Raw genomic sequence first — 12,325 nt, 5'->3', positions numbered from 1 at the left:
AGGGGAGCACCTCTTGCTGCGCACACTCACATCCGCACTCAGCCTCGCCGTCGTCGCAGCGGTCACGCTGGCCGCTCCGGTCCACGCCGCTCCGGGGGCGGGCACCGTCGCCATCCAGGGGGATGCCGGCGACTACATCACCGAAGGGCTGTCGTACGCGTACAGCACCCCCGGTGACCGGATCTCACTGTCCGGCGACGCCCAGCACGTCGCCGTCACGATCCAGGCCGCGAACGGCGACGGCTGGACCATCGACGCCGCCGCACCCACCGGCCAGGCGCTGACGTCCGGCACGACCTATACGGCCACCCGATACCCGTTCAACGACGTCGGGGTGGCCGGGTTCGACTACGGCGGCAACGGCCGTGGGTGCAACACGTCGTCCTCGACCTTCACGGTCCAGACGATCACCACCGACACCTCGGGCGCGGTGACGCGGTTCGCGGCCACCTTCGAGCAGCACTGCGACGACCAGACGCCGGCGGCCCGCGGCCAGATCGACGTCGGGCTGGCCACCGCCGCGCCGCTGCTGCAGCTCACCGTCGCGAACACCGAGGCCACCCTCACCCAGGAGGGCGGCGTCGTCGTCACCGGCACGCTGACGTGCTCCTCCGACGCACCGACCGTCGTCGGTGGGGTCGTCTCGCAGACCGTCCGCAAGACGACCGTGGCCGGCTCCGCCTCGGTGTACGTCGACTGCTGGGTGGGGCGGACGTATACCTGGGACTTCCCCGTCTACGTCGGCGCCGAGCGGTTCCAGGCCGGCAGCGTCACGGTGAGCACGACGGCGACGGCCAACGACGCCTTCACCGGTCAGCAGGTCCAGGCGACCGACTCGGACTCGTTCCGCCTGCGCAGGCCGCGCGCCTGAGTCACGCCGAGCCGTCGTCCACCTGCCCGTCCGTCGGGCCGGGCAGGTGGACACCCCGGTGGATCTCGTAGACGCGGGCCTGCCCCGGTGAGTCCGGGTCGTCGACGATCGGCTCGTCGGACATGAACTGCCGGATGACGTTGGCCAGCTCGCCCGGGTGGCTGAAGTTGATGGCGTGGGCGGCTCCGTGGATGACGACGAGCAGGACCGAGTTGTCGATCTGCCCAGCCACCTCCTTGACCCTCGGCGGCGCGGGCATGAGCGGATCGGCGCTCCCGAGCACGACGAGGGTCGGGATGTGCAGCTGCAGCAGCCGGTCGAGCGCCGGGTAGCGGGTCAGGGCGCGGAACATCCGCAGCGTGCTCGGCACCCCGAACCTCAAGTAGTCCGGCACCGCCACCTGCATGAGCCCCAACGGCTCGCGTATGCCGTCCCGCGCGAGCTGTCGGAGCGCCCGGGGCAGCGGCTGGTTGTGGAGCCCACCCGCAGGCGCGACGAGCACGGCCCGCTCGAGCCGCTCCGGGTAGAGGTGCGCGAACTCGCAGATGACGGCGCAGCCCATCGAGTTGCCGACGAGCGTCACCTTCTCGATGCCCCGGTCGTCGAGGAACTCCGCTGCCGCCTGGGCCAGCTCGGGCACGTCTAGGGGCTGACGCGGCCGTCCGCTGCGCCCGAAGCCCGGGAGGTCGGGCACGAGCGTCCGGAACTCGCCGGCGAGCAGCTCGGCCGTCGGGAGCAGGTAACGACCTGAGAGCCCGAAGCCGTGCAGGTGCATCATCGGGGCCGCACCCGGCGGCCCCGACGACTCGCGGTAGAAGACCTTGACGCCGTCGTTGGACGTCCATCGCTCGGCCAGCCCGGAGGTGGTCACCGCGTCACACCTCCCCGCGCGCCGTGGAGAACGGCGCGCCGGCCGTCAACGGGCGATCAACACGAGAACCGTGCCCGTGCCGGTCCGTATGCGACTGGTTCGACATGGACTCTCCTCACCTCAGGGTGCCTCGCACGCTATCGACCAGCGTGGGAATCCAGGGCATAGACACCGAGATTTCCCGGACTCGCGTGGTTTCGGCGGCGCCTTCGCCCCGCTCTCGACGCTGCCCTGGCTCGTCCCGACCATCATCGGCACCTACCTGGTCCAGCAGGGCGCCACGCGGCTCGTGGGAGACATCACCGGCACCCTCCTGGCCGGTATCGCCCTCGGCACCTTCGCGGGGATCGCGTCGCGGCCGGCCGGCCGGCCACCGCGTCTCGTGCTGCTCCTCGGTGGCTTCTTCGTGCTCACCGTCGGGGGCCTGGGCCTGCGCGGCGCCACCGCGCTCCTCGGCGACGACGTCGTCTCCGGGTTCGGCGACCTGCGTGACTTCCTCGTCCAGATGGCGTCCGTCGCGATCTCGCTCGCCATCGGCCTGCTCGCGACCGAGCGACTGCCCTCGACCACCCGCCGCGCGCACCCGAGTGCTCCTCCGACCGTTCCCTGGTCACCCGGGTCACCCGGGTCACCCGGGTGACCACGTGACCGGGTGACCCACGCCGGTGCCTACCCGCCAGCGGGCTCGGGCGTGGGCACAGGTGTCGAGGCGTCGCGTACAGCACCTGCCGTAGAAGCGAGTCACACAGGGGACGGTGGCCGCTGCACCCGCCGTCCGTGACGATGGCCGCGTGGTCGCACCTGTTGTCACTTCTCTCGGGCACGCTGGGCTGCGGATCGACGCTCCCCACCTCACCATGCTGTGTGATCCGTGGATGTCGCCCGGAGGGGCCTTCCTCGGCTCATGGTTCCCGTTCCCCGACAACTCGCACCTGCGACGAGCGGATGTGCTGAACGCCGACTGGGTGGCCATCTCGCACGAGCACCTCGACCACCTCGATCTCGACCTCCTCCGGGAGCTTCCCGAGCGTGTGCGCATCGTCGTCCCTCGCTATCCCGCGCCGGAGATGGTCCAACGCATCCGCGCGGCCGGCATCCGCAACGTCCTCATCGAGCTCCGCAGCTGGGAGCGGCTGGCGCTCAACGACCGCGGGGACTGGGTCACCGTCATCCAGGAGCTGTCGCCGATGTGCCACGACTCGGCGATCCTCGTCGTCGCGGCCGGCCACGCGATCCTCCACACGAACGACGCGCGCCTCTCGGTGGCGCAGCTGCGGCGGGCCGCCCAGGAGGCTGGACGCCCCCTCGACCTCATGGGCGTGCAGATGTCGGGCGCGTCGTGGCACCCCATCTGCTACGAGTACCCACCCGAGGTCGTCGCCTCGATCAGCGCGGACAAGCGCATGGGCAAGTTCAAGGCCGTCAGTCGGCTCCTGCGGGCGGCACCGCCCCGGACCGTGATGCCGTATGCCGGGCCGCCCTGCTTCCTCGATCCCGTGCTCGTCCACCACAACGAGCGCATGGCACCGCCCGGCATCTTCCCCGACACCGCCCAGGCCGCCGCCTTCCTCCGGTCGAGGCTCCCCGGAATGGCCGTCGAGCCGCTCATGCCCGGCGACCGGATCGACGTGGGCACCGGCGTGGTCGACCGAGACCCGCGCTGGGACGGTTTCAGCCTCGCGGGCGGCGCTCACGACGGCACGCTCGACGGCACGCTCGACGCGGGGCTGCCCGACCCCCTGCGGGACTACCTGCGTGAGTATGCGGAGCGGCGGGCGCACGAGGTGGCCGCGGTGTATGCCGCCAACCCCGATCCGCCCCGGGGCAGTGGGCTCTCGCAACGCTTCGCCGACCACTTCACCGAGCTCGGGACGCTCTCTGACTACTTCCTGCACCGCATCGGGATGACGGTCCGTTTCGTCGTCACGGGCGACGACGGCGGGACGTGGGACGTCGAGCTCGGACCGTCGGAGTGCCGGGTCGACCTGACCGGCAGCACGTCGCACCCCGGCTACCAGATCACGGTCGAGGCCCGCTGGCTCGACGCGGTGCTGATGGGCCGGGTGCGCTGGGAGGACCTGTTCCTCTCCCTCCGCATCTCCGCGTGGCGCGATCCGGACCGCTACAACGACTACCTGGTCGGGTTGCTCAAGCACGCGGATGCCGGCGCCCTCGCGGCCGTGGAGTCGTTCGAGGCCGAGCGGAACCCGAACGACAGCGTCGTCCTCACCGACGGCGACCACGGGTGGCAGGTCAGCAGGTACTGCCCGCATGCAGGAGAGGACCTCACGCACGGCGCGGTCATCCGCGACGGTGTGCTGCGGTGTCTGGGTCACAACTTCGACTTCGACCTCGCGACGGGCGAGTGTCTCAACGCCCGCTGCGATCCCCTCGTCACGCGCCCGCTCGGATCCCCGGCCGTCGTCCCCTGAGCAGGTAGCGGACCGTCATCGCGATGACGTGCAGCGTCGCCAGCAGCGTCGGGCGGCACAGGAAGGTCAGGTCGGCCGCGACCCGTCGGGGCACCAGGCGCTCGATGTACCACTGCTCGACGTCGTCCGCCGACCCCGAGATGGTCACGTCGTCACGCAGGGTGATCTGGGCCGGACCGGTCAGGCCGGGCGTCTCGTCGAGGACCCATTGGAGCGCGGCGGGGTACTTGGCCGCGAGCGCCGGCGTCTCCGGACGCGGCCCGACGAGGGTCATCTGACCACGAAGGACGTTGATGAGCTGCGGGAGCTCGTCGAGGCTGGTGCGCCTCATGAGACGACCCGGCCCGGTCACTCGTGAGTCGCCGGCCCTCGTGACCTCAGGGCCGCCGACACCCACCCGCATCGTGCGGAACTTGTACATGGTGAAGGCCGCGTGCCCCCTCGTGAGTCGCTGCTGGCGGAAGATGACGGGCCCCGGGCTCGACAGACGCACGACGAGGGCGAGACCGAGAAGAACCGGCCACAGCAGGACGAGAGCGGTCAGGGCCACGACGAGGTCGAGCGCTCGTCGTCCCGTCGAGATGGCTCCCACCCGCGGCGTCCGCAGCGCGGCGTGCCGGGTCAATCCAGTCACAAGTCACCCCGTCCCTGACGCGACGAAGACGGTGCCGAACATGGTCCGCATCGACGCGACGTCCGCCTCGAGCCCCACCTGGAGCGACGACGGGGTCATGTGGGTCCACAGCTGGGCTCCACGAGCACGACGGGCGCGAAGGGCCTCCACGAGCGGGTTCGTCCGGAGGCCGGGGTCCGTGATCGTGTAGGTGCCACCCTTGTAGGGCTGGCTCCACGCCCAGATGTCGACGGCCTTCGCCCCGTGCGCGAGCGGGATGTCCACGAAGGTGTGGACGTCCGCGGCGGCATCGGCAGCGGTGCCGTCATAGCGCCCGGGATGGGCCAGCGCCTTGCGCGCCTGCAACCGCACCGTGCCGCCCCAACGACGCGTCGCCTCGTCCCACACCGCGGCCATCGCCTCGTCCCGCGTCGTGCCCCAGGCCGCATACTCCGCGCTCGACCGCAGGCCCGGGCTCAGGTCGATGACGTCGAGGCCACCCTGTGCGACGTACGAGTCGACGGCCGCGAGCGAGGTCGCCGGGTTCTTCGATACCTCCCGAGCGGCGCACTCGGTGGACACCGAAGGCACGGTGTCGCGCTGCCACCCGAGGCAGCCGAGCTGCGGCACGATGACGTCGATGAGCACCTTGCGGCCGGGCAGCCGCGCGTGCAGCGCAGCGGTCGTCGCCTTGAGGAAGGCGAGTGCAGTGGCCGGGTCCGTCCCGTCGTCGTAGCCCAGCTCGTCCGCGATCTTGACTCCGGCCACGCCCGGGCGGTCGGCGAGCTGGATGACCGTGGCGAGCACCGCCTCGTAGCGCGAGGGTCCCTTGACCCAGGCCGCGAGCAGGTCGGTCTCGACCCAGGCGGTGGCGTGCTGGGCGACCACGGCCTGCGCCAGGGCGACGTACTGAGGTCGCACGGTGGACGGTGCGGGGATCGGGGCGGCCGGACCGGCCTGGCCCCCGGCTGTCGTGCAGGCGGCCGAGGACACGACGAGGACGAGCAGGCCCCCGCGCAGAGCGGCGCGGAGGGAGCGCGGGATCCTGCTGCTCATGGCTGCTCCTGTGAAAGTCGTCTCCAGGCCCGGATGAGGAGCACGTCCGTCGTCAGATAGGCCACGGCGCTTGCCCAGGCCGCACCCAACGAGCCGTGGCGCGGGATGAGCAGAAGGTCCAGCACCAGCGTGACCGCGAAGCCGCCGCCGAGGATGACGGAGTTGAGCCCAGGTCGACCCGACCCGAGCAGGAACCCGGACGCGACTCCTGCCGCGGGCTCGGCCACGAGGCCGAGCGAGATGACGGCCGCCGGCAACGCGGCGGCACTGAACTGCTCCCCGTAGACGGCCGGCAGCACCACGAAGGCACTGGCGGCCAGGAGCACCCCGGCGAGCACGCCGAACGCGAGGAGCTGGCCGACGGTCGGGAACGGCCGCCGCGCCGGAGGGGCTGGCGCCCGAGCCGCCGGAGCCACAGAGCCAGCCGACGCGACCGATGCGGCTCGGCGAGAGAAGTTCGGATACGTGACCCACGTCAGCGCCAGACCCGGCAGGCGCAACAGCTCCGCGTACTTCGAGGCCACGACGTAGACACCGACCTGGGCAGGGCCGGCCATCGCCCCGAGGACGACGACGTCGAGACGCAGGTTGAGCAGGTTGAGGATGCCGCCCACCTGGCTGCGGAGCCCGAAGGCAGCCATCCGCCGGCCGAGCGCCAGGTCCGGGCGCCCGATGAGCGCGGCTCCTCGCAGGTGCACCCTGCGACCGATGCGCACCCAGGCGTGTGCCGCGACGACGACGTCTGCGACCAGCAGGGACAGGAGCAGCAGCCATCCACCGCGCACTCCCCAGACCCAGAGGAGCAGGTAGACGGGTACGAAGGCGGCCTCTTCCGCGGCGGTGACGATGTTCGAACCGCGTGAGTCGTCGAGGGCCTGGAGGCATGCCTTCCCGACAGCGACAGGGAGCTGGGTGGCCACGGTGATGCCGGTGACGGCGACGACGGCATACGAGGTCGAGCTCATGAGGTGGTCGTGGATGACGGGCGTCAGCACGAGCCACACGGCCGTGCCGACGAGAGCGCCGGCAAGCAGCGCGGCGTGAATCGTCGGCCACAGCCGTGGGTGTGCCGCCTCGGGGCCCGCCACGAAGAACCCCATCGACCCGGGCAACCCACATGCCGCGACGACGCCGACAAGGCCTGGGAGGACACGCATCAGGGCGAGCAGCCCGACGTCCTCGGCGCCGCCCGACCTGGCCACGAGCACGGTCACCAGCGCCACCGAGACCAGCGCCACGAGCCGGGCGCCGATGTTGCCCACCACGGATCGCGCCGCCGTGCCCCGGAACGCCCTACGGCGCAGGACGCCGGGCCGACCCCGGTTCATCGGACCGGCCCCGGGTTTCGGCGCTCGAAGCCCCACGCCGCTGGGTCGATCCCGGCGACGAGGCCCAGCAGGGCCCAGATGTGACGGAAGTGCAGCACCTCGTAGAACAGGGCAGCCGCGGCGAGAGCGCAGCCGAGCGCGAGCAGGAACTCGGGGCGCGGCACGACGTGGCTCACCCAGCGGGACTGGGTCCACGTCGCGACCCGCCCGAGCCTGACGGCGGTCACCGCGATGAGGGCGACCAGCCCGAGCCCTCCGAGCGCGCCTCGTTCGACGAGCGTGGCGAGGTAGTCGTTGTGGGCCTCCTTGACGTACGGAGCGGCCTCCCCCTTCAGGGCGGCCTTGGTCCGCCCCGGCCCCACGCCCACGAGGTCCCCGCCGAGGTAGAGGCCGAGGGTCTCCGAGGCCAGTGCCTCGCGCGATCCACTCGACTCGTCCGACCGACCCAGGGAGTCCTTGAGGATCTGGACGCTGTCGGCGGCCTTCTGCCCGATCGCGGAGAGGTTCACCTGCGGGGCGACGAGGGCCACACCGGCCGCGGCCAGGAACGCGGCTGCCAGGGCCGCCAGGACGCCTTGCCGTCGTCGGAGTCGCAGAAGCACTCCCACACCGGCCATCACCGCGAGGCCGACGGCGGCGCCGTTCGACCCCGTGAAGACGATGGCCAGGAGGACCAGGAGGACGGCGAGGCCCCGGGCCACCCGGTGTTGGATGACGGACGTCGCGAGGATGAGGGCGATGCACACGAGGAAGTAGTTGGCCGCGAGGTTGGGGTCGTCGAACGTGAGCGAGGCACGCCCGCCGTCCTTGGCGCTGAGACCGGCCATCCACGAGATGCCGGCGATGCGACCGGCACAGAGCACGCCGGCCCAGAAGACGCCGGACCACACCCAGGCGCGGAGCAGCACGTCGAGCAGCCACCGCCGGCGACGGACGGCATTCGCGATCGCAGCAGCCCACAGCAGGCAGAAGATGTCCTGGAGGACCGCCAGGACCGCCGACTCGGCACCGGACTGAAAGGCCGACGTGGCGCCCGCCGTCACGAGCAGGCCCATGGGCAGCAGGTACGGCACCCCGACGGGGACGTGCTCGTGCCGCAACCACAGGACGACGACCACGACGAGCGCGAGGATCCCGACATCGGCGAGTGCCGTGTTGCCGGGACCGCTCGGCACGAGGAGGGGGAGCATCACCACGGATGCGGCGAGGACGTATCCGACGTGGCGTGGCCCGCGCGCGAAGTACGGGTCGTCGAGCGCGAGCCGGTCGGCCGGATGCCCGGTAACGGCTCGTGTCGGCACGCCGCTCGTGCTGCCCGCGTCCGCGCGACGGGCAGGCGACGGTCGCCGGCCCGCACGGGACGTCGGCGTCAGGGGCGGCGCTGGACGCGTGGTCACGGCCATCGCAGCAGCTCCTCGGCAAGCAGCAGGTGCTGGACCGCGAAGTCGGCGTGGTCGCTGTGCGCCGCGACGTCGACCGTGGCGAGCGCGAGCACGTCGCGCCACAGGTGACCGTCTCGCCCTGTTGCGACGAGCGCCTCGGAGAGGACCTGCCCGACGAGTGATGGCAGCCACCCGACGCCGTGGGCGGCATACCGGATCGGTTCCCCCCAGCCGCCCGCCGTCAGGCCGGGGTGTCCACGGACCGCGCGTCCCGGCCGAGTGTGCCGATCGAGGTAGAGCAGGTAGCTCACGACGAAACGGGCCAGGTCCCTGACCGGGTCGCCGCCGATGACCGCATGCTCCCAGTCCACGACCCCGGTGACGCGACGACCGGTGCGCAGGACGTTGCCGCACCAGAAGTCGCCGTGCACCACCGACAGCGGCGACCCCGGAGGCATCAGGAGTCGTGAGTCGAGGTCCGTGACCCTCTCAGCGACATCGGGGGCGACATCGGAGGCGACGTCCGAGGAGGCCTCGCCCGCCGGCCACCGCTCGCGCAGGCGCGTCGCGAGCGCCTGCCAGTCCCCGGAGGGGCCGGGGACCCGGTCCACCGGAAGGCGTCCGAGCTCTCGCAGCCACGAGATCGCACCGGCGAAGTCCTCCCGGACGACATCAGCCTTCGCCGTGTGCCGCCACCGGTGGTAGTCCACGGACATCGGCACGCCCGGAAGGACCTCCGTGACGAGCAGGGCTCCGGTCTCGTCCCGGCGCTCGTCGAGGAGCCGCGGCACGGTGCCACCGACCATGCCGGGATCGAGCGCCTCAACGGATCGGAGCGCTGCGGCCTCGGCGCGCACGGCAGCGACGGACCCCTCGGTGAGCGCCGCCTTGACGACGAGGCGCGGTGTCGAGTCCGTCGGGGAGAACGCGACGATGATGGCCTTGGGGTTCTCGTCCCTCGACAGCGCCACCACGACGAGCGGCGGCGACTCCGTCCCGAGGTGGTCGCGCAGCGTCGAGCGAAGCAGGTCTCCGGGACTCGTCCCGAGCAACGTCGTGGTCATCGCCGGGTCCCGACGAGGATGCGACCCGGTACGAGGGCACCGGTCACCCGGAGGATGACGACCGCCCCCGCCCTCGTGCCGCCGGCCCGCTGGGTCGCGCGCTGCAGCGCCTCGATGAGGTACGTGCCACGCGTCACGCGCGGCGGAGTCGTGGTGAAGGTCGACAGGAGCCACCGCACCGTTGCGGGGTCGTCGGCCGCCACGAAGGTGGCATGCCCCCAGGTCGGCAGCACGATGTACTCCGCGTCGACCCGGACACCGAGTCGTCCGGCGGCCCGCCGGAGACGGCCCCGTCCACCCGGCCGCCGATCCGCCAGGGCGACCGTCGCGCCGCGCGGGAGGACCATGACCCGCGCGACGTCCTCCGGCCGCGTGGGCCATGCCACCTGGGTGTCGGCGGAGAGCAGGACGTGGGCGGGATCGGGGACGCTCACGACGTCCCCCGCGTTCCGGCCCCGACGAGGCGACCGCGCGGACGCGCAGCCCCGTCGGAGTAGATCTGGTCGAGCACCGACCCGGCCGTGGTCTGGTCGTATCGGGCGCCGAGGCGCTCACGAGCGCGGGTGGCCCACTCGCGCGCCTCGACCGGGTGCGTCAGGGCATGGTCGAGGGCGGCGGCCAGCAGGTCCGGGCGCATGGGTGGGACGAGCAGCCCCGTGTCACCCGGGATGACCACGTCCGGGACGGCGTTCACGGCAGTCGCGACGACGGGTATGCCGCACTGCTGGGCCTCGACGACGACGCACGGGAGCCCCTCGTAACGGCTGGCCAACGCGAAGACGTCGAAGGCGGGCAGCAGCTCGGGGACGTCCGAGCGGTTGCCGAGCAGCAGCACCCGATCGCCGATCCCGAGCGCTTGGACCTCACGGGCAGCGCGCGCGGCCAGCTCGCCGTCCCCGATCCAGACGAGGGTCGCCGGCGTGGAGAGCCGGCTCAGCGCGCGCAGCATCACCTCGGGAGCCTTCTGGTAGTCGAGTCGACCGACGGTTCCGACCACGGGCACGTCGGGCCCGAGACCCAGCCGTTCCCGGGCCCGCGCCCGCGTCTCCGGGGTGAGGACGACACTCGGGTCGTCCACCGCCGGGCCGATCGTGTGGATCTGCTCCGGCCGGGCCAGTCCACGCCGCAGCGCCTCGACCGCCACACCGGTGCCCACCGCGAGGTAGGCGTCGGTGATCCTCGAGAGCCGGCGTTCGATGCCGATGTAGGCGGCGCGCGACACGGGGTTCTGGAACTCGTGGAAGGGGAATCCGTGGAGCGTGTGGACGATGAGGGGCACGCCCGCCCGATGGGCCGCCAGCCGACCCAGAGCCCCCGCCTTGGCACTGTGCGTGTGCACGATGTCGGCCTCGCGGGTGCGCACGAGGTCGGTGAGCCGGTCGAGCGCCACGGCATCGGCCCGAGGGCTGATCGGGGAGACGAGCTCGGGGACGACCACGACCTCCACCCCGCCGGCTCGGGCGCGGTCCAGCAGGGGTCCATCCCTGGTTCCGGTGACGAGGACGCTGTCGTAGCGCGACGGCTCCAGGGCGGTGGCGCCCCGCACCGCCACGCCTCCGGCGCCGGCGACGCACCGGGTGACCACGTGCACGACCCGCCGCTTCATGGGCGATGTGCTCCGTCGACAGCCGGCTCCGCCGTCACGCGCAGCTGGGCAGCGATCTCCCGCAGGGTGACCCCGGGCGACGAGGGAAGCAGGACTTCGTATGCGGGACGCGTCCGAGCCATGGACTCGGCGACGCCCGCGACCGGAGGATGGGCCGGGCCGCGCGCCGTCCCGAGCGCGAGCGTGGCAGCGAACGCCCAGTAGCGACGCAGCTCGCCTGCGGCGTAGGTGCCACCGACGAGCTCACGAGCGGCGCTGCTCGCGTCCAGCCGCCGGACCACCGGGTCTGCCCGGTCACCACGGCGCAGCACGACCACGGCATCGGGCACCACGGACTCGACTCGACGCGCCCACGACGACTCGCGTCGGCCGTGCGGCATCCGACGTCCCGAGCCTCCGAGGGCGCGGGCCGGCTCCAGCAGGCCGTGCACCGTGTGTCCGTCGCTGACGCAGAGGTTGTCGCTCACGGGCACGTCGGACGCTCCGTCGAGGGTGGCGACCAACGTCGACTTGCCCACGCCACCCGGACCCGCCAGGACGATGGCGGATCCGCCGACCGTGGCGGCAGACACGTGCAACGGCACATGGCCCATGACACCGGCCCACCACATGGCCGGGTACTGCACCAAGACGGCTCGGTGGAGCAGCACGCGACGATCGGGAGCCAGCGCACCGAGGGCTCGGTGGCGCCACCCCGGCCGAGCCCGGGCAACGATGTCGAGCCCCGAGTCGGACGGGCGGATCGTCAGGTCGAGCCCACTCGCACACGCGTCGAGGAGGATCACCTCCCGGCCGTCGGACCAGGCCCCCCGCGTCAGCGGGCGGTGGTGCGGCCCGGGCTCGGTCGTCCCCGTGCGCGCCACGGTGACGCGAACGTCGGCGACTGCCGCTGCCGCACCGCCGTCCCGCGGTGCACGGCTGTCGGCGTCGGAGGGCTCCGGGCCGCCCCAGGCCTCGTGCACGACCTCCAACCAGTCCTCGGTGTCGGCGTCGACGTCGACGACCACCCCAGCGGTACGCATGTGCTCGCTCATCGTCGAAGCACCTCCTCGGTCTCGACCCGGGCCAGAGCACGTTCGTCGTCGACAGGGATCGGCCCCCC

The 12,325-nt window shown here is 72.2% G+C and carries 12 protein-coding genes; 3 read left to right on the top strand and 9 right to left on the bottom strand.

All coding sequences use genetic code 11. From position 1 onward, the window contains the following. Window positions 1–13 precede the first annotated feature (13 nt). Entirely contained in the window at window positions 14–871 is an 858-nt protein-coding gene (locus ASD90_RS11615) for a hypothetical protein (RefSeq protein ID WP_056756149.1), read from the top strand. 1 nt (window position 872) lies between these two features. On the opposite strand, the gene ASD90_RS11610 is transcribed toward ASD90_RS11615, so the two are convergent. Then, entirely contained in the window at window positions 873–1,742 is an 870-nt protein-coding gene (locus ASD90_RS11610; RefSeq protein ID WP_056756146.1) for an alpha/beta fold hydrolase, read from the bottom strand. 289 nt (window positions 1,743–2,031) lie between these two features. On the opposite strand from ASD90_RS11610, the gene ASD90_RS11605 reads away from it, so the two are divergent. Beyond that, window positions 2,032–2,382: a hypothetical protein gene (locus tag ASD90_RS11605; protein ID WP_056756142.1), complete on the top strand. Its 351-nt coding sequence runs from the start codon at window positions 2,032–2,034 to the stop codon at window positions 2,380–2,382. 115 nt (window positions 2,383–2,497) lie between these two features. Beyond that, entirely contained in the window at window positions 2,498–4,174 is a 1,677-nt protein-coding gene (locus ASD90_RS11600) for an MBL fold metallo-hydrolase (protein WP_369793594.1), read from the top strand. Here the strand turns inward: ASD90_RS11600 and ASD90_RS11595 are convergent. The 8 genes from ASD90_RS11595 to ASD90_RS11560 form a co-directional block, all read right to left on the bottom strand. After that, window positions 4,137–4,766 (bottom strand): sugar transferase, encoded by a 630-nt coding sequence (locus tag ASD90_RS11595; protein ID WP_056756136.1) that lies wholly within the window; start codon window positions 4,764–4,766, stop codon window positions 4,137–4,139. The two genes, ASD90_RS11600 and ASD90_RS11595, sit on opposite strands and share 38 nt — an antisense overlap. Before the next feature lie 45 nt (window positions 4,767–4,811). After that, complete coding sequence (locus ASD90_RS11590; protein WP_056756133.1) at window positions 4,812–5,843, bottom strand: hypothetical protein; 1,032 nt, start codon at window positions 5,841–5,843, stop codon at window positions 4,812–4,814. Continuing rightward, window positions 5,840–7,108 (bottom strand): polysaccharide biosynthesis C-terminal domain-containing protein, encoded by a 1,269-nt coding sequence (locus ASD90_RS11585; protein WP_162260199.1) that lies wholly within the window; start codon window positions 7,106–7,108, stop codon window positions 5,840–5,842. The genes ASD90_RS11590 and ASD90_RS11585 overlap by 4 nt, the downstream gene beginning before the upstream one ends. A 59-nt stretch (window positions 7,109–7,167) precedes the next feature. Continuing rightward, entirely contained in the window at window positions 7,168–8,472 is a 1,305-nt protein-coding gene (locus ASD90_RS11580) for an O-antigen ligase (protein WP_162260198.1), read from the bottom strand. Between the two features lie 92 nt (window positions 8,473–8,564). Next, on the bottom strand, window positions 8,565–9,617 hold the full coding sequence (locus tag ASD90_RS11575; RefSeq protein ID WP_056756125.1) for a phosphotransferase family protein: 1,053 nt from the start codon (window positions 9,615–9,617) through the stop codon (window positions 8,565–8,567). After that, entirely contained in the window at window positions 9,614–10,051 is a 438-nt protein-coding gene (locus ASD90_RS23805; RefSeq protein WP_056756122.1) for a hypothetical protein, read from the bottom strand. Before ASD90_RS23805 ends, ASD90_RS11575 begins: the two co-directional genes overlap by 4 nt. Next, window positions 10,048–11,223, bottom strand: a complete 1,176-nt coding sequence (locus tag ASD90_RS11565) for a glycosyltransferase (RefSeq protein ID WP_056756119.1) — start codon at window positions 11,221–11,223, stop codon at window positions 10,048–10,050. The genes ASD90_RS23805 and ASD90_RS11565 overlap by 4 nt, the downstream gene beginning before the upstream one ends. After that, window positions 11,220–12,257, bottom strand: coding sequence for a hypothetical protein (locus ASD90_RS11560; protein ID WP_157610584.1), 1,038 nt, complete (start codon window positions 12,255–12,257; stop codon window positions 11,220–11,222). Before ASD90_RS11560 ends, ASD90_RS11565 begins: the two co-directional genes overlap by 4 nt. Window positions 12,258–12,325 lie beyond the last annotated feature (68 nt).

It is taken from the genome of Terrabacter sp. Root181 (genome assembly GCF_001428505.1).
Taxonomy (GTDB): domain Bacteria; phylum Actinomycetota; class Actinomycetes; order Actinomycetales; family Dermatophilaceae; genus Terrabacter.
The sequence above is the reverse complement of the archived record's forward strand: the minus strand, read 5'-3'. Positions and strand labels throughout refer to the sequence as shown.

Excerpts from the sequence above, each read along its gene's own strand:
- ASD90_RS11590 (WP_056756133.1), bottom strand. The coding sequence starts at position 5,843 with ATGAGCAGCAGGATCCCGCGCTCCCTCCGCGCCGCTCTGCGCGGGGGC.
- ASD90_RS11575 (WP_056756125.1), bottom strand. The coding sequence starts at position 9,617 with ATGACCACGACGTTGCTCGGGACGAGTCCCGGAGACCTGCTTCGCTCG.
- ASD90_RS11565 (WP_056756119.1), bottom strand. The coding sequence starts at position 11,223 with ATGAAGCGGCGGGTCGTGCACGTGGTCACCCGGTGCGTCGCCGGCGCC.
- ASD90_RS11560 (WP_157610584.1), bottom strand. The coding sequence starts at position 12,257 with ATGAGCGAGCACATGCGTACCGCTGGGGTGGTCGTCGACGTCGACGCC.